General features: G+C 67.6%; 22 protein-coding genes. 10 read left to right on the forward strand and 12 right to left on the reverse strand.

The features are described from left to right. Positions 1-140 precede the first annotated feature (140 nt). Positions 141-1,931, reverse strand: coding sequence for an aminopeptidase P family protein (locus tag LRP66_RS07455; protein WP_230481866.1), 1,791 nt, complete (start codon positions 1,929-1,931; stop codon positions 141-143). Positions 1,932-2,061: 130 nt separating this feature from the next. Here LRP66_RS07455 and LRP66_RS07460 point away from each other — a divergent pair, with 130 nt between their 5' ends. The 6 genes from LRP66_RS07460 (at position 2,062) to LRP66_RS07485 (ending at position 7,290) form a co-directional block, all read left to right on the forward strand. Next, positions 2,062-3,159: a glycoside hydrolase family 43 protein gene (locus LRP66_RS07460; protein WP_230481867.1), complete on the forward strand. Its 1,098-nt coding sequence runs from the start codon at positions 2,062-2,064 to the stop codon at positions 3,157-3,159. Between the two features lie 50 nt (positions 3,160-3,209). Further along, the gene (locus tag LRP66_RS07465) at positions 3,210-5,276 is read left to right on the forward strand and encodes a S9 family peptidase (RefSeq protein WP_230481868.1); all 2,067 of its coding nucleotides are present in this window, start codon (positions 3,210-3,212) and stop codon (positions 5,274-5,276) included. Continuing rightward, on the forward strand, positions 5,252-5,857 hold the full coding sequence (locus LRP66_RS07470; protein WP_230481869.1) for a DedA family protein: 606 nt from the start codon (positions 5,252-5,254) through the stop codon (positions 5,855-5,857). The genes LRP66_RS07465 and LRP66_RS07470 overlap by 25 nt, the downstream gene beginning before the upstream one ends. Continuing rightward, complete coding sequence (locus tag LRP66_RS07475) at positions 5,854-6,246, forward strand: acyl-CoA thioesterase (protein ID WP_230481870.1); 393 nt, start codon at positions 5,854-5,856, stop codon at positions 6,244-6,246. The genes LRP66_RS07470 and LRP66_RS07475 overlap by 4 nt, the downstream gene beginning before the upstream one ends. Positions 6,247-6,295: 49 nt before the next feature. Further along, positions 6,296-6,793 carry a methylated-DNA--[protein]-cysteine S-methyltransferase gene (locus LRP66_RS07480; protein ID WP_230481871.1) on the forward strand — a complete coding sequence of 166 codons (498 nt, stop codon included), beginning with the start codon at positions 6,296-6,298 and terminating at the stop codon, positions 6,791-6,793. 134 nt (positions 6,794-6,927) lie between these two features. Beyond that, positions 6,928-7,290 carry a chorismate mutase gene (locus tag LRP66_RS07485; protein ID WP_230481872.1) on the forward strand — a complete coding sequence of 121 codons (363 nt, stop codon included), beginning with the start codon at positions 6,928-6,930 and terminating at the stop codon, positions 7,288-7,290. Positions 7,291-7,320: 30 nt separating this feature from the next. Here the strand turns inward: LRP66_RS07485 and LRP66_RS07490 are convergent, their stop codons facing one another. The 3 genes from LRP66_RS07490 to LRP66_RS07500 all read right to left on the reverse strand — a co-directional run bounded on the left by LRP66_RS07490 (position 7,321) and on the right by LRP66_RS07500 (position 11,333). Further along, a complete protein-coding gene (locus tag LRP66_RS07490; RefSeq protein ID WP_230481873.1) occupies positions 7,321-7,722 on the reverse strand; it encodes an OsmC family protein in 402 nt (133 codons plus the stop codon). Positions 7,723-7,727: 5 nt separating this feature from the next. Then, complete coding sequence (gene ppc / locus LRP66_RS07495; RefSeq protein ID WP_230481874.1) at positions 7,728-10,403, reverse strand: phosphoenolpyruvate carboxylase; 2,676 nt, start codon at positions 10,401-10,403, stop codon at positions 7,728-7,730. A gap of 528 nt (positions 10,404-10,931) precedes the next feature. After that, positions 10,932-11,333: an EVE domain-containing protein gene (locus tag LRP66_RS07500; protein ID WP_230481875.1), complete on the reverse strand. Its 402-nt coding sequence runs from the start codon at positions 11,331-11,333 to the stop codon at positions 10,932-10,934. Between the two features lie 139 nt (positions 11,334-11,472). Between LRP66_RS07500 and LRP66_RS07505 the strand changes: the two genes are divergently transcribed. After that, positions 11,473-11,859, forward strand: a complete 387-nt coding sequence (locus LRP66_RS07505) for a hypothetical protein (protein ID WP_230481876.1) — start codon at positions 11,473-11,475, stop codon at positions 11,857-11,859. 77 nt (positions 11,860-11,936) lie between these two features. Beyond that, complete coding sequence (locus LRP66_RS07510) at positions 11,937-12,221, forward strand: DUF3297 family protein (protein WP_230481877.1); 285 nt, start codon at positions 11,937-11,939, stop codon at positions 12,219-12,221. A 222-nt stretch (positions 12,222-12,443) separates the two neighbouring features. On the opposite strand, the gene LRP66_RS07515 is transcribed toward LRP66_RS07510, so the two are convergent. The 4 genes from LRP66_RS07515 to lipB form a co-directional block, all read right to left on the reverse strand. After that, positions 12,444-14,306 (reverse strand): ABC-F family ATP-binding cassette domain-containing protein, encoded by a 1,863-nt coding sequence (locus tag LRP66_RS07515; protein WP_230481878.1) that lies wholly within the window; start codon positions 14,304-14,306, stop codon positions 12,444-12,446. Positions 14,307-14,495: 189 nt separating this feature from the next. Then, positions 14,496-15,203: a hypothetical protein gene (locus LRP66_RS07520; protein ID WP_230481879.1), complete on the reverse strand. Its 708-nt coding sequence runs from the start codon at positions 15,201-15,203 to the stop codon at positions 14,496-14,498. A 252-nt stretch (positions 15,204-15,455) separates the two neighbouring features. Then, a complete protein-coding gene (locus LRP66_RS07525; RefSeq protein ID WP_230481880.1) occupies positions 15,456-15,725 on the reverse strand; it encodes a hypothetical protein in 270 nt (89 codons plus the stop codon). Between the two features lie 90 nt (positions 15,726-15,815). Beyond that, positions 15,816-16,487: a lipoyl(octanoyl) transferase LipB gene (lipB, locus tag LRP66_RS07530; RefSeq protein ID WP_230481881.1), complete on the reverse strand. Its 672-nt coding sequence runs from the start codon at positions 16,485-16,487 to the stop codon at positions 15,816-15,818. Between the two features lie 177 nt (positions 16,488-16,664). Between lipB and LRP66_RS07535 the strand changes: the two genes are divergently transcribed. Together LRP66_RS07535 and LRP66_RS07540 are read left to right on the forward strand one after the other, a co-directional pair. Beyond that, the gene (locus LRP66_RS07535; protein ID WP_230481882.1) at positions 16,665-17,519 is read left to right on the forward strand and encodes a hypothetical protein; all 855 of its coding nucleotides are present in this window, start codon (positions 16,665-16,667) and stop codon (positions 17,517-17,519) included. 5 nt (positions 17,520-17,524) lie between these two features. Then, on the forward strand, positions 17,525-18,268 hold the full coding sequence (locus LRP66_RS07540; protein ID WP_230481883.1) for a hypothetical protein: 744 nt from the start codon (positions 17,525-17,527) through the stop codon (positions 18,266-18,268). Here LRP66_RS07540 and LRP66_RS07545 read toward each other — a convergent pair. The 4 genes from LRP66_RS07545 to LRP66_RS07560 are packed head-to-tail and all read right to left on the reverse strand — an operon-like array spanning position 18,252 to position 20,738. After that, on the reverse strand, positions 18,252-18,845 hold the full coding sequence (locus LRP66_RS07545) for a GNAT family N-acetyltransferase (protein ID WP_230481884.1): 594 nt from the start codon (positions 18,843-18,845) through the stop codon (positions 18,252-18,254). The genes LRP66_RS07540 and LRP66_RS07545 overlap by 17 nt on opposite strands. 5 nt (positions 18,846-18,850) lie before the next feature. Beyond that, a complete protein-coding gene (hemF, locus tag LRP66_RS07550; protein WP_230481885.1) occupies positions 18,851-19,711 on the reverse strand; it encodes an oxygen-dependent coproporphyrinogen oxidase in 861 nt (286 codons plus the stop codon). A gap of 35 nt (positions 19,712-19,746) precedes the next feature. Further along, complete coding sequence (locus tag LRP66_RS07555; protein ID WP_230481886.1) at positions 19,747-20,202, reverse strand: tRNA (cytidine(34)-2'-O)-methyltransferase; 456 nt, start codon at positions 20,200-20,202, stop codon at positions 19,747-19,749. Next, positions 20,202-20,738 (reverse strand): adenine phosphoribosyltransferase, encoded by a 537-nt coding sequence (locus LRP66_RS07560; RefSeq protein WP_230481887.1) that lies wholly within the window; start codon positions 20,736-20,738, stop codon positions 20,202-20,204. Before LRP66_RS07560 ends, LRP66_RS07555 begins: the two co-directional genes overlap by 1 nt. Positions 20,739-20,822: the final 84 nt, after the last annotated feature.

The following is a 20,822-nucleotide window of genomic DNA, read 5'->3' on the forward strand; positions in this document are numbered from 1 at the left end:
GCCGCGCGCAGCGCCTTCTATTCGTCAGCGATCGAGATAGGAGGGCCGCTGGCGCGGCGGGCGAGACACCTCTGCGCCCTCTGCGCCTCTGCGCGAACCAAGCTTCTGTCTCTTCGCGTCCTCGCGTCTACGCGCGAAAATCAGATCGCCGCGCACTTCTCCAGCAACCAGTCGCGATCCGCCCCCTCCAGCTCCGGTGCGAGCATCTCCGCCACCCGCGCATGGTACGAGTCCAGCCAGTCCCGTTCTGCCGCCGTCAGCAACTCGGGAACGATCAACGTCCGCTCGATCGGGCACAGCGTCAGCGTCTCGAAGCCCAGCATGTCGCGGTCCGCCCCCGCGATCCCGCGCGGTTCGACGAGCACCAGATTCTCGATGCGGATGCCATACTCGCCCGCCTTGTAATAACCCGGCTCGTTGGACAGCATCATGCCGGCGCGCAACGGCTCCATCGCCGCGCCGCCGGGATAATTGGGCGCGGCGATACGCTGCGGCCCTTCATGCACCGACAGGTATGCGCCGATCCCGTGCCCCGTGCCGTGCGCATAGTCGAGCCCGACCTCCCACAGGGGGCGCCGCGCCAGCGAATCCAGATGCCCGCCCAAGGTCCCGTCCGGAAATACCGCCGTCGCCAGCCCGATATGCCCCTTCAGCACGCGGGTGAACCGGTCGCGCATCTCGGGCGTGGGCTCGCCGATCGGCATGACGCGGGTGATGTCGGTGGTGCCGTCCTGATATTGCCCGCCCGAGTCGATCAGGAAGAGTTGCCCCGCCTCGATCGCGGCGTTCGACTCCTCGGTGACATGATAATGCGGGCTCGCGCCATGCGCGCCGGTCGCCGAGATGGTCGAGAAGCTCGTGTCCTTGAGCAACCCCGTCGCCTCGCGAAACGCCAGCAATTGCGCCGCCGCTGACAACTCGGTCTGGCCGCCCTTCGGGCATTCCGCCTCCACCCAGCGAAGGAATTTCACCATCGCCGCGCCGTCGCGAACCGAGGCGGCGCGGTGTCCGGCGACTTCGGCGGGGTTCTTGATCGCCTTGGTCAGCACGACGGGATCGCGAAGCGCCAGCACCTTGGCCCCGCCCGCCTCCAGTGCCTGCCCTATCGCCGCCACCGCGCGCTCGGGGTCGGCGACGACGCGCTTGCCCGCAAAGCCGCCCAGGTAATCCTCGAACGCCGCGCGGTCATGCAGCCGAACCGCATTGCCCAGATGCGAGCGCACCTCGGGCGTGATTTTCTCGGGCGCGACGAACAGGTCGGTCTCCCCGTCCGCATGGACGATCGCATAGGACAGGGCGACCGGCGTGTGCGCGACATCGGTGCCGCGCACGTTCAGCGCCCAGGCGATCGAATCGAGCGCCGACAGCACCACCGCGTCGGCGCGCACCTCGGCCAGCCATTCGCCGATCCGCGCACGCTTGGCGGCTGAGCCTTCGCCTGCCACGTCGTCCTTCTGTACCGTCAGCACGGCGGGCGAGGGGGCGGGGCGGTCGGTCCAGATCGCGTCGATGGGGTTGGCGGTCACCGCGACCAGTTCCGCCTCGCGATCGGCCAGCGCCGCCGTCATGTCGGCGACCTGCTGGCGGGTATGCAGCCACGGTTCATAGCCGATCCGCTGCCCCGCCGCCGTCTCGCGACCCAGCCAGCCCGCCACGCTGTCCTGCGGCACCGGGATATAGGCATAGTCCTCGCCCGACACCTGCTCGCGCACCTGCAACGTGTAGCGCCCGTCGGTGAAGATCGCCGCCTTGTCCGCCAGCACCACCGCCGTGCCCGCTGAGCCGCCGAACCCGGTCAGCCAGCCGAGGCGCTGCGCATAGTCGCCAACATATTCGCTCATATGCTCGTCGGTCAGCGGCACGACGAAACCGTCGAGGCCCTGTGCGGCCAACTCGTTGCGAAGGGCGGAAAGGCGGGCGGAATGGGACATGGAACGGCCTGACAGCAATGGAAAACGCGGCCGGTCTAGCCCTCCGCCCGCACAGCGTCGAGCCTGCCGGGGCTTGATTGGTTTGTGAGACGATATACGATCCCGTCCGAATGACGTGGAAGGGGTTTGCGTGACGATCGACCGGCGGAGCATCCTGGCTGGGGCGGGCGCGGCGGCGCTGGTCGGCGGCATGGCGCGCGCGGCGGAAGCGGACGCGATCCGCCCCGGCGAGGTCTGGAACGACACCCATGGCGTCGCGATCAACGCGCATGGCGGCGGGCTGCTGCGCCATGGCGGGCGCTGGTGGTGGCATGGCGAGCACAAGACGGCGGGCGAGGCGGGCAATACCGCGCTGGTCGGCGTCCATGCCTATAGCTCGGCGGATCTCGTGATCTGGCGCGACGAGGGCATTGCGCTGTCCGTGTCGGACGATCCGGCCAGCCCGATCACGCGCGGCTGCATCCTGGAGCGGCCCAAGGTCGTCTATAACCGCCGCACCCGCACGTTCGTGATGTGGTTCCATCTGGAGCTGAAGGGGCGCGGTTACGGCGCGGCGCAGGCGGGTGTCGCGGTCGCCGACCGGCCGCAGGGGCCGTTCCGCTTCCTGCGCGCGGGGCGGGTCAATCCGGGCATCTGGCCCGCCAACGCGACCGAAGAGGACAAGGCGCCCGGCACCACGCTGGCGCGCGACTTTGCGGGTGGCCAGATGGCGCGCGACATGACGGTCTTCGTCGATGGCGACACGGCCTGGCATGTCTATGCCTCGGAGGAGAATGCCACGCTCCAGATCGCGCGGCTGGCGCCCGACTGGACGCGGCATGACGGCTATTATGTCCGCGCGCTGCCGGGTGGCGGGAACGAGGCGCCCGCGCTCTTCAAGGCCAAGGGGCGCTATTATATGTTCGCCTCCGGCCTGACCGGCTGGCGGCCCAATCCGGGGCGGGTCTATGTCGCGGACCAGGTGACGGGGCCGTGGCGCTCGCTGGGCAATCCGGTACGCGGGAGCGAGGAGGATCGGAAGACGACCTTCCACTCGCAATCGACCTTCGTCCTGCCGCTGCCGCCCGAGCGTCCGGGGGGCGAGCCGCGCTTCATCTTCATGGCCGATCGCTGGCGGCCGGAAAATGCGATCGACGGGCGGTACGTCTGGCTGCCGGTGGAATGGGAGGGCGAGACGCCGGTCCTGCGCTGGCGGGATCGCTGGACGCTGGCCGATGGGTGGAAATAGCGTGATCTCCACCCCTTCCGGCGGGGCATAACCCTAGCTACATCCGGGCGATGACCGAACCCGCGCCGACGCCGCCCATTGCCGAAACCCGTCCCCACAGCTTCACCGCGCACGGGGTCACGATCACCGACCCCTATGCCTGGCTGAAGGACCCCGCCTATCCCGAGGTCGAGGACAAGGACGTTCTCGCCTATGTCGAGGCGGAGAACGCCTATTTCGAGGCGGTCATGGCCCCGCGCCAGCCGCTGATCGACCGGCTGTATGAAGAGATGAAGGGGCGGATCAAGGAGGACGAGTCCTCCGTGCCCCAAAAGGACGGCGACTGGATCTACTGGACCGGGTTCGAAACCGGCGGGCAATATCGCAAATGGTGGCGCAAGCCGGTCGCTGGCGGCCCCGACGAGCTGCTGCTCGACGAACCCGCGCTGGCCGAGGGCAAGGACTATTTCCGGCTGGGCGCCTTCTCGATCAGCAACAATGGCCGCTACCTCGCCTATGCGATCGACGACAATGGCTCCGAACGGTTCGAGGTGCGGATCAAGGACCTGACGACGGGCGAGCACCTGCCCGAGGTGATTCCGGGCATGTTGTCGGAGATCGTCTGGGTCGCCGATGACAGCGGCTTCCTCTACGGCGTGGCGAACGCGCAGTGGCGGACCGACAATGCGCGCTTCCACAAGCTGGGCACCGATGTCGCGCAGGATGTCGAGCTGTTCCACGAGGATGACGAAGGCTACCGCGTCGCCGTCGCCGAAACCTCCGCGCGCAACTGGATCGTGATCGCGACCGGCGATCATGTGACCAGCGAGGTGCGGCTGCTTCCGTCCGATAACGTCTTCGCCGAACCGATCCTGGTCGCACCCCGCAAGGAGGGCCGTGAGTATGATGTGGACGAGCATGACGGCACGCTGTTCATCCACACCAACGATGTGGACCCGCAATTCCGCCTCTGCACCGCGTCGATCGACAATCCCGGCGACTGGCATGAGTTGATCGGGCCGAACCCGCATTTCTACATGACCGGGGTCGAGTGCTATAAGGACTTCTTCGTCGTCGAGGGGCGCGAGGACGGTTTGGACCGCATCGCCATCCACCGCTACGACACGCCGACCGTGCCCCGGCGGATCGAGTTCCCCGAGGCGAGCTATACGGCGGGCCTGGGCGACAATCCCGAATATGACGTGTCGGTCTTGCGGCTGGGCTATGAGTCCATGGTCACGCCGGGCACCGTCTATGATTATGACGTCGCGACCGGCGGGCTGACCGTGTTGAAGGTCCAGGAAATCCCGTCGGGCTATGACGGCGACAAGTACCGGACCGAACGCCTCAAGATTCCTGCGCGCGACGGAACGATGGTGCCGGTGTCGATCGTCTACCCCAGGGACTTTCCGCGCGACGGGTCGGGCAAGCTGTTCCTCTATGCGTACGGCGCCTATGGCTATGCGATCCCGCCGGGCTTCTCGACGGGGCGGATGAGCCTGCTCGATCGCGGTTTCGCCTATGCCATCGCGCATATCCGCGGTGGCGACGATCTGGGCCAGCAATGGTATCTGGACGGCAAGCTGGAAAAGCGGACCAACACCTTCCACGACTTCGTCGACGTCGCGAGGGGGCTGATCGAGGGCGGCTGGACCAAGGCGGGGCAGATCGCGATCGCGGGCCGCTCGGCGGGGGGCGAGCTGATGGGCGCGGTGGTCAATTCCGATCCCGATCTCTGGGGCGCGGTGATCGCCGACGTGCCGTTCGTCGACGTGCTCAACACGATGATGGATGCCGAGCTGCCGCTGACGCCGGGCGAGTGGCCCGAATGGGGCAACCCGATCGAGGACGAGGCGGCGTTCGAGCTGATCCGCAGCTACAGCCCCTATGACAATGTCCGGGCGCAGGCCTATCCGCCGATGTTCATCTCGGGCGGGCTCAACGATCCGCGCGTGACCTATTGGGAGCCCGCCAAATGGGCCGCCCGGCTGCGCGCGACCAAGACCGACGACAATCTGCTGCTGCTCAAGACCAATATGGGCGCGGGGCATGGCGGCAAGTCCGGCCGTTTCGAATCCCTGCGCGAGGGTGCGGAGGAGCACGCCTTCATCCTGTGGCAGATGGGAGTCGAGTCCTGAGCATCGAGGCGATCGTCGCGCGCTACGGCGTCGCGGCCATTGCGCTGGGCGCCGGGCTGGAAGGTGAGACGGCGGTCGTCACCGGCGGGATCCTGGCGCATCAGGGGTTGATCTCCTGGCCCGCCACGCTGCTGGCGGCGGCGATCGGCTCGTTCCTGGCCGACCAGATCTTCTTCACCATCGGGCGGCGTGCGCGCGATGGACGCTGGGTCGCCAAGCTGCGCAAGCGCAAGGTCTATGCCCGCGTCACGAAGATGATGGAACGCTATCCGGTCGGCTTCATCTTCGCATTCCGGTTCCTCTACGGCCTGCGCACGATCAGCCCGGTCGCGCTGGGCACCAGCGAAGTGTCGACCCGGCTGTTCGTCGCGGTCAATGCGGCATCGGCCGCATGTTGGGCGTCGATCTTCGTCGGTATCGGTTATCTGTTCGGCGAGGCGTTCCACGAACTCGCCGCGCGCTATCGCCCCAGCCTGATTCACATATTGATGGCGGCGGGCCTGGTCATGGTCGCCGCCGCACTCGGCTGGGGCGTTCGTGCGCTGTGGTTGCGCTACAGGGAAACGAACGAACAGGCATGAGCCGCTTCACGCTGACGATCACCGCCGGTCCCGAGCATATCGACGAGCTGGGGCATGTGAACAACGCCGTCTGGGTACAATGGATTCAGGCGATCGCGACCGCGCATTGGGAGGCGGTGGCACCGCCCGAGCATGTCGCCGCGCATGTCTGGGTCGTGACGCGACACGAGATCGACTATCGCGGCAATGTCGTCGCGGGGGAAACGGTGACCGCCGAGACCTGGGTTCCCGACCCGCCCAAGGGCGCGCGCTTCGACCGGCATGTCCGCTTTCTGGGCGCGGACGGGCAGGTGAAGGTGGAAGCGGTGACGACCTGGGCGCTGATCGATCGCGAGACCGGTCGTCTGCTGCGCGTCACGCCCGAGATCGCGGCGCCCTTCCTGCTTTGAGCGCAAGAAGCGGGACGCATCGGCGCGCGTCTTGCGATAGGATCGGGCCATGTTGAGCGAATGCACCATGGCCTCGCCGGTGGGCGAGCTGACCCTAGTCGCGAGCGCGCAGGGCTTGCGCGCCGTCCTTTGGGCCGAGGAGCGGGCGGGGCGCGTGCCCTTGTCCGACCGACGGAACGATCCCGCCAACGCGATCCTGACCGAGGCGGTCCGGCAACTGACCGACTATTTCGAGGGGAAGCGGCGCGACTTCGACCTGCCGCTCGACCCCGTCGGCACCGATTTCCAGAAGAGCGTATGGACCGGCCTGAACGCCATTCCTTATGGCGAGACGCGCAGCTACGCCGCGCTCGCCGAGGCGATCGGTCGGCCGGGCGCGTCGCGTGCGGTCGGCGCGGCGAATGGCCGCAATCCGCTGTCGATCGTCACGCCGTGCCACCGGGTGATCGGCGCGAACGGCACGCTGACCGGCTTTGCGGGCGGCCTGGCGGTGAAACAGTGGCTGCTCGCGCACGAACGGGGTGAGCCGGCCCTGGCGCTGGCATGAGCTATCTCCCGCGCGCATTCGTCGAGACGCGGCAGGATCGGACGAAGACGTGCGGCAGGTGACGGGGATGTCACTGGCGAGGTGGGATTTGCGGCCGTATCGGTCCTGACCCTGTTGCCTGCCGGAGGTGGCCGATGCGTCCTTTGTTGCCGCTGATCCTGGGTCTTGCGAGCCTGTCGTCCCCCGTTGTGGCGCAGACGAGCGCGCCCCCCTCCAAACCCTGTTGCCGCGATCTGGGCGAAGTCCGTGCCCGGATCGACGGGATCGACGATCAGATCCTGCACTTGATGGCCGAGCGGTCACGCTATGTGCGGCAGGCGGGGCGCTTCAAGACATCCGCCGCGACGGTGCGCGATGAGGCGCGGATTCGCCGGATCCTGGCCCGGATCCGCGAGAAGGCCGCGCGAGAGGGGCTGAGCCCCGATGTGGCGGAGGCGACGTTCCGCGCGATGGTCGAAGGGTTCACAGCGGAAGAAGCGCGGCAGTGGCAACGGTGATTCCTCCCCGTGCCCGGGAGGATTTTCGGGTCAGTCTTCCCAGATAATCGTGATCGGCGCGTCGATGCCCAGCACCGCGTGCACGGGACAGGCTTTCGCCGCGGCTTCCAGCCTCCGTCGCTGGGTGCCGTCAAACGCGCCCGGTACGCGCACCGTTACCGACATCCCCGCGATCCGGCGCGGCGCATGTCCCATCTCCTTGGTCACGGTCGCCGTCGCACCCGCCAGCTCCAGCCCGGCGACCCGTCCCGCCATCGCCATGATGCTCAGCACGCACCCGCCCAGCGATACCGACAACAGGTCGCTGGGCGAGAAGTGCTCGCCCCGACCGCCCAATTCCCTGGACGCATCCATGACCAGCACCGCACCATTATCGGGATGCGCGACGCGGCAGCGCAGACCGCCTTTGTAACGAACGACGAAATCCGCCATGGCCGTCAGCCGCTGTTGCGCAACGCGGTCGCGATCCCGTTGATCGACAACAGGATGCCCTCGCCGATGCGCGGATCGTCCTCGCCCGCGCGGTGGCGCTTCATCAACTCGATCTGGAGCAGGTTGAGCGGTTCGATATAGGGCAGGCGCAGGCGGATCGACGCCTCCAGCGCCGGGTTGGCGGACAGCAGTCGCGTTTGCTCCGTCACGGTCAGCAGCCCGTCGCGCGCCCGGTGCCAGCCGTCATGGATACGTCCGAAGATCGATTCGCGAAGTCCTTCATCCTCGACCAGCCCGGCGTAACGCCGCGCGATGCCGATATCCGACTTGGCGAGCACCATCTCCATATTGGCGAGGGTGGCGGCGAAGAAGGGCCAGTTCTTCGCCATCTCTGCGAGCAGCGCCTTGTCCTCAAAGCGCGCGATCGCGGTGCCGACACCGAACCAGCCGGGCAGCATCACGCGGGCCTGCGCCCAGCTGAACACCCAGGGGATGGCGCGCAGGTCTTCGATCGCGTCGGACTTCTTGCGGCTGGCCGGGCGGCTACCGATCTTCAACCCCGCGATCTCGGCGATCGGGGTCATCTGACGGAAGAAGGTGCGAAAGCCCTCGGTGCCATAGACGAGGTCGCGATAGGTGGTGAAGGCGGTCGCGGACAGTCCCTCCATCGCGGCGGTGAAGCGCGCATTGTCCGCCTCCGACAAACGGTCCGGCTCCAGGCTGGCGAGCAGCGTGGCCGAGGCCATGGCCTCCAGATTGCCGAGCGCCGAGTCGCGCGTACCATATTTGCCCGCGATCACCTCGCCCTGTTCGGTGATGCGGATGCGGCCCTGTACCGTGTCGTGCGGCTGGGCGCGGATCGCGGCGAAGGCGCTGCCCCCGCCACGTCCCACCGCGCCGCCGCGCCCGTGGAAGAGCTGCATCCGGACGCCCGCTTCCTCGAACACCGGGCGGAAGGCGCTCGACGCCTTGGACAGCGACCAGGTAGAGGTCAGGTAACCGCCATCCTTGTTCGAGTCCGAATAGCCGATCATCACCTCCTGATGCCCGCGCGCGCGGACGATCGCGGCGATTTCGGGCAAGCCGAAATAGGCGCGCATGATCTCCGGGCCCGCCTCCAGATCCTCGATCGTCTCGAACAGCGGCACCGCCATGATCGCGGCAGTGGCGGGTTCGCCGGGGCGGTAGAGGCCGAATTCCTTCAGCATCAGGTTGATTTCGAGCAGGTCGGACACCGACTTGCCCATCGAGACGATGTAATTGGTGATGCACTTCGGCCCGTATCTGGCGTGCGCATCGGCGGCGGCCTGGACGATCGCCAGTTCTGAGCGGGTCTCGTCCGAATAGTCCGCATAATGGCTGAACAGCGGCCGGGCATTGGCGAGTTCGCGACGGAGCAGCGCCACGCGGGCCTCCTCGTCCAGCGCGAGATAGTCCACCTCGACGCCCGCCACCTTGAGCAGTTCGGCGACGACCCGCTCATGCACCGCCGAATTCTGCCGCAGGTCGAGCGTGGCGAGGTGGAAGCCGAAGGTCTCGACCGCGCGGATCAGCCGTCCGAGCGCGCCGCCGCTCGCCAGTGCGCCGTCGCCGCGCGCCGCCAGCCCGCGCGCGATCGCGACGAGGTCGGTACGCAACGCCTTGGGATCGGGATAGGGCTCGCCGGTCAGGCGGCCGGGTCGCGGCGATGTCTTGCCGGTCAGCGTCTGATGCGTCGCGGCCAGGCGCGCGTAAATGCCCGACAGGGCACGCCGATAGGGCTCGTCGGCGCGGCTGAGTGCCGCGTCGCCGCTCGCGTCGGCCAGTGCCAATACCGCCGCGTCGACCTCGGCATGTTCGGTCGAGATGGACAGCTCGGCGCCGAGCGCGTGGACCGCCTCGCAATAATGGCTCAGCACCGCATCGGCCGCCTGGGCGAGCGCGGTGGTCAGCGACTCGGCGGTGACGAAGGGATTGCCGTCGCGGTCGCCGCCGATCCACGAACCGGCGCGCAGGAACGCGGGCACGCGCGCACCGAACGCCTTGTCCCAGCGCTGGTACAGGGTCGGCAGCACCGGCAGGAACACGTCGCGCAGGTAGGAAAGCGCCGTCTCCACCTCGTCGGTGACGTAGAGCCGCTCGCGTCGCAACACGCGGGTCTGCCAGAGCAGCGCGATCTGGCGACCGATCGCCGCCTCGACATCGTCGCCATCGGGCGTGACCGCGCGGCCCGCATCGCGCATCGCCAGCAGCTCGGCGATGCGGTTGCGGTGGTCGATCATGCTCTTGCGCCGCACCTCGGTCGGGTGCGCGGTCAGCACGGGGACGACCAGCGCCTGCGCCAGCAATTCCATCGCCGCCTGCCGGTCGATGCCTTCGCCGGCCAGCGTTTCCAGCACGTCGGCGATATCGGCGGCGGGCTCGCGCGCGATGCCCTGACGATCCTCGGCCAGGTTGGCGAGCATCGAGAACAGCATGAACCCGCGAACGAAATCCAACGTCTCGTCGAGCGCGAGCTTTTCGAGCTGCAGGTCGACCGAGCCGTCCTCGCCCAATCCGCGATAGCGGTCGACCGATGCCCGGCGGATCGCCTCGGTCGCTTCGAACAGCGCGTCGCCGCCATAGCGGCGGATCACGTCGCCCAGCTGTGTGCCCAGAAAACGGATGTCGGCATTGTTGGCGATGGGTGGCAGGGTCGTCATGGCCGCCATTGCTGCAACGCAATACCGGGCGCGTCAACCGATTGTGGCGGGTAATTTCGGTATAATATCGCTGGGGCAGGCGTATCGGTAATTGCGCTGAGGATTATGCCGTTGGGCAATGTCAGTTGCGGGGCACCCTCTTCTTCCCTCGGCCCTCACAGAGGGGAGAGGGTTGCCCAGACTTGGTCTTTGCCAAAGCAAAGACTTAGGGCCGATCGACATTCAACTATGCCTGTCCATCCCTCGCCCCTCGTAGAGGGGAGAGGGTTGCGCAGACTTGGTCTTTGCGTAGCAAAGGCCTAGTCAGAGCTGGGTGAGGGGTGGAGCGCTCGAAGAGCGCGCGAGCCTTGAGGCTCGCTCAACCCCTCACCCAAGCTGCGCTAGCCAGCACGCTGGCAAGCTTCGCTAACCCTCTCCCCTGGCCAGGGGAGAGGGGAGAATGAGCTGAATGTCGATCCGGCCTAGGCGCGGGCTTGCCCCTCCACCATCCTTCGGATGGTCCCCCTCTCTGTCAGAGATGGGGAGGACTCAGGGGATGGCCAGTTCCAGCAGGACGGCCCATTCCGAATCGCCCACGGGCGATACGGACAGACGCGACTGGCGGAGCATCGCCATGTCGGCGAGCCGGGCGTCGGCCTTCATCGCCGCCAGCGTGACAGGCTTGGCGAGGGGGCGGTCGGGCGAGACCTGCACCGATACCCAGCGGCCATCGTCGCCATCGGCCTTTGCGGTGCGGGCGATCGTCGCAATGCCGACCGCCGCCTTGTCCTTGCCGCTATGATAGAACAGCGCGGTGTCGCCGACGGCCATGGCGCGCAGATACCTGGCGGCGGCGGCGTTGCGGACGCCGTCCCATTCGGTGGCGCCGTCGCGGACCAGGTCGCCCCAGCCATAGCTGTCGGGTTCCGACTTCAGCAGCCAATGGGCCATCGCGCACGAGTCTCCTGAACCGGGGTTAAACACCGCATTCCGTGTCCGTTCAGCCCGTTGGTGGCAAAGAAGGCAACACGGACGCCGCGTAAGCGTTTAGCCATCAGCGGACCGGGCGTATCAGTATCGGAGGTTCGGTATGAATGGAATGTTGAAGAAGCTGGGGCTGGGGATCGCGCTGGGCGCGACCGCCCTGACCGCTGCGGCTCCGGCCGAGGCGCAGCGTTGGGGCCGTGGCTGGGGTGGCTATTACCACCGGGATCGCGGCGGCGACGCGGTAGCGGGCGCGCTGCTCGGCGGGATCGTCGGGCTGGGTGTCGGCGCGGCGATCGCGAGCAGCAACCAGCCGCGCTATGTCGATCGCGGTTATTACTACAACCGCGGCTATGACCCCTATTATGCGCCGCCGCCCCCGCCGCCGGTGGCCTACCAGTATCAGTATCGCAGCTATGCGCCGCGCTGCTGGAACGACTGGCGCTGGGATCCCTATTGGGGCCGCAACGTGCCGGTCCAGGTCTGTAACTGAAACGATGAGCGGCGCCGGGTCATTCCGGCGCCGCTTTTTCTTGGCAGCACGCCCGAGTCGGCGTTAAGGCCCAGGGCATGACCGATACCGTTCCCGATCGCCTGTCCACCAACCCGGACAGCCCCTATTTCGACCAGGACCTGCTGCAGCGGGGCGTGGGCATCCGCTTCAAGGGCAATGAGCGCCGCGACGTCGAGGAATATTGCATCTCCGAAGGCTGGATTCGCGTCGCGCTGGGCAAGAAGGTCGACCGTCACGGCCGCCCGCTGACCCTGAAGCTCAACGGCGAGGTCGAGGCGTGGATCGAGAATCCCGCCGATGGTGAAGATGCCGCCGAAGGTTCGGAAGAAGCCGAAGCTTAAGTATCGTGCCACCCCGGCGAAGGCCGGGGTCCAGTTGCGGCTTACGATCGAGGGGGCGAGCCACCCAATTCGCAGAAACTGGACCCCGGCCTTCGCCGGGGAACAGCGCTGCATTATGGGCCACCTGCCCCCGACCCCGTTCAGGCTGAGTGAAGTCGAAGCCCACGGGATAACATCACCGCATTTCGACCTCGCTCAATGCGAACGGAGGATGGAGCGACCTTACGCCGCCTCCATCGCCTCGCCGGCTTCCATCCAGCGCATTTCCGCTTCCGCCAGCTTGTCGACCACCTCGGCGCGGCGCTTGTTCAGCTCGCCCATCGACAGTCGCGCATGGCGGGGTTCGGCCGCCGCCGGATCGGCCATCGCCTTGTCCAGCGCCTCGCGCTCGCGGGTCAGCTTGGCCATTTCGTCCTCGATGCCGCGCAGCGTCTTCTTCATCGCGTTGAAGCGCTCGCGCTGTTCGGCCGAGGCCTTCTTGCTCGCCGCCCGATCCGCCTTGGACGCGGCATCGCCCTGGCCCGCATCGCCCTTCAGGACGAAGGCGATGTAATCGTCCAGCGACCCGTCGAATTCCCGCGCGGTGCCATTGTCGACCAGCACCAGCCGGTCGGCGGTCATCTCCAGCATATGGCGGTCGTGGCTGACCAGCACCACCGTGCCCTTGTACATGTTGAGCGCCTGGACCAGCGCCTCGCGCGCATCGACGTCGAGGTGGTTGGTCGGCTCGTCGAGGATCAGCATGTGCGGCGCATCGCGCGTTATCAGCGCGAGGGCCAGCCGCGCGCGCTCGCCGCCCGACAGCTTGCCGACCTTGGTGGTCGCCTTGTCGCCCGAAAAGCCGAATCGCCCGAGCTGCGCGCGGACCGCCGCCGGGGTCGCACCGCGCATGATGCGGGTCATATGCTCCAGCGCGGTGTCGTCGGTGTCGAGTTCCTCGACCTGATATTGGGTGAAGTAGCCGACGCGCATCTTGCCGCTCGCGTTCATCTCGCCGTCCATCGGCGCGAGTTGGGCGGCGAGCAGGCGGGCCAGCGTCGTCTTGCCGTTGCCGTTGCGGCCCAGGAGCGCGATCCGGTCGTCCGGATCGATGCGCAGGTTCAGCCGCTTCAGGATCGGCGTTTCCGCATAACCCACGCTCGCCAGGTCCAGCGTGATGAGCGGCGGGCGCAGCTGGTCGGGATCGGGGAAGTCGAAGGACAGCGACGGATCGTTCGCCATCTCGGCGATCGGCTGCATCTTGGACAGCATCTTAGCGCGGCTCTGCGCCTGCTTGGCGGTCGAGGCGCGGGCCGAGTTGCGGGCGATATAGTCCTGCAGCTTGGCGCGCTGCGCCTCCTGATTCGCCTTGGCGGCGGCGAGCTGCGCCATCCGCTCGGCGCGCTGGCGCTCGAACGAATCGTAACCGCCGGGATAGAGCGTCACCTTGCCGCCCTGCAGGTGCAGGATATGATCGACGACATTGTTCAGGAAGTCGCGCTCATGGCTGACCAGCAGGATCGTGGCGCGATAGGATTTGAGGAAATCCTCCAGCCACATCACCGCTTCGAGATCGAGGTGGTTCGACGGCTCGTCGAGCAGCAGCACGTCGGGCGCGGAGAACAGAAGCGCGGCCAGCGCCACGCGCATCTTCCACCCGCCCGAATAGCTCGACAGCGGCCGGGCCTGCATCGCCTCGTCGAAACCCAGGCCCTGCAGGATGCTGGAGGCGCGCGCGGGGGCGGTATAGGCGTCGATCGCGATCAGCCGCTCATAGATGTCGCCCAGCTTTTCGGGATCGCTCTCGGTTTCGCTGCGCTCCATCAGTTCGGCGCGTTCGAGGTCGGCGGCGAGCACCGTCTCGAACGGGGTGGCGGTGCCGTCGGGGGCTTCCTGTGCGATATAGCCGAGGCGTGCGCCCTTGGGCATCTCGCAGGCGCCGTCATCGGCCTCGAGCTGGCCTGCGATCACCCGGACGAGCGTCGACTTGCCCGCGCCGTTGCGGCCGATCAGGCCGACACGGCTGCCGGGGGGGAGGGCCGCGGAAGCACCGTCGAGGATCGTGCGGCCGCCCAGGCGCACGGTGATGCCATTCAGATTGAGCATGGCGGCGCGCCTAGCAAATATCGACGCGAAAGGGGAGGCCCGGATTGATCCGTCCCGGCACGGGGAGGGGAACCATGCGCAGCATGGTGGAGGGGACGTGCCGCGAGGGGCATTCCCCAAGGAAGCGCCGCTCCACCACCGCTTCGTGGCGGTCCCCCTCCCCAAGCCGGGCTTGGGGAGGATTGGGTCTTACCGTGCCGCCAGGTTGGTGCCGCCGGCGGGCGGCCAGTTCTGGGCGCCGCACTTCTTGACCACCCATTCCGCCTTCTTGTTCCAGCACAGCGCGTCCAGGCGCGGCATGGTCGCGGCGACATATTCGCGGCCGATATAGCGCGGGAAGCGCTGCTCGCCATAGGGCGTCAGGCTGTTGCGCAACTCCTGCATCCGCTCGACCGCCAGTTCGCCCAGATGGCCGCGCGGCGTGAAGACCGCCGCATGGGCGATCGAGCCCGCCGTCTGGCAGAAGTTGAGCTGGGCGGCGACCGCGGCAAAGCTGGAATAGGTCCGCGTGCCATATTGATCGAGCGCCATCTGGCCCTCGCGAACCGTCTTCGCCTTGCGCTTGAAATAGGCGCCAAGCGTGTCGAACGCGCCCTTCAACTCGGCATCGTGATCCTTCAGGATCGCGTTATAATTGGCCACGGTCGAAAGCATCGGCTCGAACTGGCATTGCAGCGCCGCGACGTTCAGCGCGGCGCGCATGTTCCAGAGCAGTCCCGCGCGCATTTCCGCGGCGGACGCGCCGGGCAGCGGCTGGCCGATGCCGGGTTCGTCGCCCTGAACGGGCTTCCCCTGGAAATTATAGGGCTGCAGGAAGAATTGTGCCGATGCGGGCGCCGCGGCGCCCATCCCCCAAAAAGCCACGCTGGCAACCAGCGCGGTACGCACCACCTTCATTGTCTTCCGATCCTTCCCCCTGAGGGCCTTTCGAGCGTCCCGAAACATAACGCTTTTCGGGCTTTTCCCCAAATGGAAATCGAACCGCAAACGGCCGCCTGCGATGAGTGGTGTCGTTACGGAAAGGTAGCGAAAACGGAATTATGCCGATCCCTTGCGGAGTGCCCTCGGCCGCCTGACCAGCCAATGAAAAAGGGGCCGCCCGGTCGCCCGGACGGCCCCTCTTCACGTCGGGGATGACCCCGACGATGATTACATCGCGTTCGACGCGTTGGTCATCATCGTGTCGTTCGACATCATCATGTCGTTCGACATGGTGTCGTTGGCCATCATGCCGCCGTTCATGGCGCCGTCGACGGCGGTCATGTTGTCGGTGGCGGTGTCCATGCCTTCCGAAGCGTTCATTTCGGTGGTCATGTTGGCGTCGGTGGTGTTCTCGGTCTTCGAGCCGCAAGCCGAAACCGCGAGCGCCGCGCCGGCGATGATCGAGCCCGTCAGGACCTTGGAGATGATTGCACGCATTGGAAGCTCCCTTGATAATAAGGATTTGGAACGGCTTGCTGGCCCTATTACCCAAATCGGAGTGGACATTAATCGGATACCGCTTCGTCCTCAAGCCTCGTTTTGTCGGACCGACCCTAGCGACTTGAGGAAGGCCGGAAAGGTGAACGCAAGCGCCTCGTCAAAGGTTTCCAACGACTTGACGCCGTTTAATGCAAAAAGGCTGGTGACGGGGAACTCGGGCAGCCCGCACGGCACGATCCCGCCGAAATGCGAAAGATCGGGTGCGATGTTGATCGCGAAGCCGTGAAGCGTCACCCAGCGGCGAACCCGAACGCCGATCGCACCGATCTTCGCCTCGGACCCGCCGTCGCGCGTCCAGATGCCCACGCGCTCGTCGACGCTGAAGGCGTCGACGCCCAGCCGGGCGAGCGCGGCGATCAGCCAGTCCTCCAGGCCATGGACGAAGGCCCGCACGTCGCGTCCGCGCCGGTTGAGGTCCAGGATCAGATAGCCGGTGCGCTGGCCGGGGCCATGATAGGTATATTTGCCGCCCCGCCCGGTCTGGAAAACCGGAAAGCGCGGATCGACCAGCTCGACCGGATCGGCGCTCGTCCCCGCGGTATAGACGGGGGGATGTTCGAGCAGCCACACCAGTTCGCGCGCCTCGCCCTGCACGACGGCGGCGGCGCGCGCCTCCATCTCGGCGAGCGACTGGTCATAGGGGGTCAGACCGGGGCTGATCCGCCATTCGATATCGGGGATGTCGGGAATATGGGTCACGATCGCGGTTATCTGCGCCCGGCACCGGTGTGATGCAAGCGGTCGGGGCGATCGGGGGATTCCCGATCCCGCCGACGGCTCGGGCCCTGCTGATGGCGTTGCGCCCGCCGATGGGCTAGGCAGGGGATGATGGCCGGGCGATCAGGTGGGCGAGCGCGCCCGGCAAAGGGAGGAAAGATGACGGCCAGGATCGGATCGGTATGGGACAGCACGCAACAGGTATTGGCGGGCCGCGCGGGCATGCTGATACCCTTTGCCGCGATCGGTTTCGTGCTGCCCAGCCTGTTGCAGATCCTCGTCCTGCCACAGGGCGGCGCGGCGCCGGGCGGTAACGTCTCGGGACTGGGACTGGCCATCACCATCTTTTCGCTGGTCCTGGGGGTCTGGGCGCAACTCGCGATCATGGCGCTCGCCACCCATCCCGCGACCACGACGGCGGAGGCATCGCGGGCGGGGCTTCACCGGTTCCTTCCCGTTCTGGGTCTGGCGCTGGCGATCGGCTTCGCCGTCGCGATCGCGGCGCTGATCCTGATCGTCGGACTGGTGGCGTTCGGGTTCGATCTGACCGCGGCGATGGCGGTGAATGGCGATCCGACCCGGATGCCGCCGATGCCGGGTGGGGCGGCGATCTTCGTCACGCTCTACATGCTCGTCGCGCTGCCGCTGGCGGTGTGGTTGAGCGCGCGGCTGATGCTGACCTATGCGGTGGTGCTCAACGAACGGCTGGGGCTGGGCGCGTTTCGCCGCTCGATCGCGCTGACGCGGGGCATGACATGGCGGCTGATCGGCGTGACGATCCTGTTCGTGATCGTCATGCTGGTGTCGGTCCTGGCGGTGCAGGGCGTCGCCGGGGCGGTGTTCCGGCTGGCCTTCGGTCCCGACCGACTGGGACTGGTGCTTGCGCTGACTGGACTGCTCGGGTCGCTGGTCAGCGCGGCATTCATGACGCTCGCCTATGTCTTCATCGCGCGGCTCTATGTCGCGACGGCGGGGGAACAGGCGCTTCGGACCGAGGGTTCGCCGTCGCTGTGATGAAAATGGATGTCGTTGCCACCCTGCGGGACGCCTGGGGCCTGTTCCGCCGGGACCGCTCGCTGCTGATCCGGCTGGCGGCTCCGTTTCTGTTCTGGCCCGCCCTCGCGCTCGGGCTGCTGGTCCCGGCGCCGCCGCTGCCCGACGAGGGCGTGGGCGATACCACGGCGCGGGCCACCGCCTGGATCGATTCGGTCGGGCAATGGGCGGGCCATTATGGCGCCTGGTATTTCGCCAGCTATGTGGTCGGCCTGCTCGGGACGGCGGCGCTGCTGACGCTGGTGCTGGGCGAGGGGCGGTTGACGGTCGGCGAAGCGCTGGGACGGGCATTGGGCGTCGCGCCGCGCTTCCTGCTGGCGATGATGCTCGTCGCGCTGCCGGTGGGGGCGGGGATGCTGCTCTATATCCTGCCGGGGCTGTACGTCGCCGGTCGGCTGCTGCTGGTCGGGCCGGTGCTGCTGGCGGAGCGGCGGATGGCGGCGGTGGGGGCGCTGGCGCGGTCGTTCGCGCTGACCCGCGGTGCCGGGTTGCAGATGGCCGCGCTGGCCGCCTGCACCTATCTCGCCGGGATGATCGCGGCGCAGCCCTTCCTGATGCTGGTCGACCTGTCCAGGGGCGACGGTCCCGGCAATCCGGTCGCGATCGCGCTGCTCCAGGCGGGCGCGGCGGGCGTCTCGATGGCGGCGGGGCTGGCCCAGGCGCTGATCGCCGTCGCCGCCTATCGCCGCCTGGTCAGCCGACAGGCCTGATCAGCGGGATCTGCGGCGCGGCGCCTTCGGGCAACAGGCCGAGCAGGCGCGGGTCGGCGAAGGTCTCGACCGCGCGACCGATCGCGACGAACCCCTGCCGCCGATAGAAATTGAGCGCCGACGGGTGATCGAGCGTGCAGGTATGCACCCACACCCGCTCCACGCTGGCGGTCCAGGCGCGCATCAGTGCCTGCGCCATGAGCCAGCGGCCATGACCCCGTCCCGCCAGTTCGGGGATCAACCCGAAATAGGCGATCTCGCATTCGCCCGGCCGACGATGGTCGAGTTCCAGCAGCCCGACTTCGATCCCCGCCCGGTCGACCACCGCGAAGACCGAGACGGCGGGGTCATGGATGATCGCGGTCAGCATGTCGTCGCGCATCACCAGCCGTGAAAACCACAGCCACGGCGCGCCGACCCGCGCGAACAGGGCCCGGTATTTGGCGGGATCGGGATCGGCCCAGGCGACGAGGCCGAGCGGCGCGTTGGGCATCGGACGCGGGCGGGGACGAGTCCGCATCTCCAGCGTGGTGACGATGGTCGCGACCTCGGCCGGGTCGACGGGGGTCAACGCCACGTCCCTTATGCCCAGGTGGCGAGCGGCGGCAGGCTCATCAGGATCGCATCGATATTGCCGCCGGTCTTCAGACCGAACAGCGTGCCCCGGTCATAGACCAGGTTGAACTCGGCATAGCGTCCGCGCCACGCCAGCATCTGCGCCCGGTCGGCGTCGGTCGCGGGCAGGCCCATGCGCCGCCGGACGATGCGCGGGAATATGTCCAGAAAGGCCTCGCCCACGTCGCGCGTAAAGGCGAAATTCCCGGCGAAATCGCCCTCCAGATGGTCGTAGAAGATGCCGCCGACGCCGCGATGGACCTGGCGGTGGGGGATGTAGAAATAATCGTCGGCCCACGCCTTGAAACGCGGATAGTGCGCCGGATCATGTGCGTCGCAAGCGGCGCGGAGGCGGGCGTGGAAATCGGCGGTGTCTTCCTCGATCGGCAGCGGCGGATTCAGGTCCGCGCCGCCGCCGAACCAGCGCTTGGTGGTGGTCAGGAAGCGGGTGTTCATATGCACCGCGGGGACATGCGGGTTGGCCATGTGCGCGACCAGGCTGATCCCGGTCGCGACGAAGCGCGGATCGTCGCCCGCGCCGTGGATGGTCTTGGCAAAGGGCCCTTCGAAGGTGCCGCCAACCGTCGATACGTTGACGCCTACCTTCTCGAACACGCGGCCCTTCATCACGCCGCGAACCCCGCCGCCGCCCGGCTCGCCGCTGGGGTCGGTGCGATCCCAGGCGGTGTATTCGAAGGCGGCGTCCGACCCGGCCTCGCGCTCGATCGCCTCGAATGCGGCGCAGATGCGGTCGCGCAGGGATTCGAACCACAGGCGGGCGGCGTCCTGCTCGGCGTCGAGCGCGATATCGGGGATACGGCTGGTCATGGCGAGCGCGTTCTGGGCGGGGGCGGGGCCGGGGGTCAACCGGGCATTTGGTCCCAACCCGTCTGCCGCCGCGCCTCCGCCAGCAGGATGCCGCCGGTGATCGCGACGTTGAGCGAGCGGACCCCGACGCGCATCGGCACGCGGACCCGGACATCGGCGGCACGATGCACCGCCTCCGGCACGCCCGCTCCCTCCGAGCCGAGCAGGATCACGTCGTCGGGACGGAAACGCATCTCGGGCAGCGGCAACGCCCCCAGCGTGGTCGCCAATACGATGCGACCCGGCGTCGCCGCGCGGAATGCCGCCCAATCGGCGTGTCGCACGACCTCGGCCAGCGCGGCATAGTCCATCGCCGACCGCGCCAGCGCCCGGTCGGAATAGGGGAAGCCCATCGGCTCGATCAGGTCGACCGCGACGCCGAAACAGGTCGCGGTACGGATCAGCGTGCCGACATTGCCCGCGATGTCGGGCTCATGCAGCGCCAGCCGCATCAGTGGCCAGGGAAGGCGATCAGCGAATCGACGTCCAGCCCTTCGGCACGCAACGCATCCGCGCCGCCCAGGTCGGGCAGGTCGACCAGGAACTGCGCCTGCTCCACCACGCCGCCCGCCTTGCGGAGCAGCCGGACGGCGGCGCGCGCGGTGCCGCCGGTGGCGATCAGGTCGTCAACCAGCAGGACGCGGGCGCCGGGGACCAGCGCGTCCTCATGCATCACGATCCGGTCCTGGCCATATTCCAGCGCATAATCCTCGGCGATCGTCGCGCCGGGCAGCTTGCCGTCCTTGCGGATCAGCAGCACGCCCGCGTTCAGCGGCACGGCAAGCGCCGCGGCGAACAGAAAGCCCCGTGCCTCGATCCCCGCGATCAGGTCGACCGGCCCGCGCGTCGCGGCCGCCATGCGCGCGACCGTGGTGGCGAAGCCGCCGGGGTCGAGCAGCAGCGTGGTGATGTCGCGGAACTGGATGCCGGGCTTGGGGAAGTCCGGAATGGTGCGGATCAGGGCTTTGAGGTCATCATTGGGGCTCATGCCGGGTCTCATGGGCCTGGCGGCGGCGGGGGTAAAGGGGGGAGGCCAACCGGCCCACGCAGCGTTCAGCCTGAGCGGAGGTCG

It is taken from the genome of Sphingomonas sp. Leaf21, from assembly GCF_916858675.1.
GTDB lineage: Bacteria > Pseudomonadota > Alphaproteobacteria > Sphingomonadales > Sphingomonadaceae > Sphingomonas.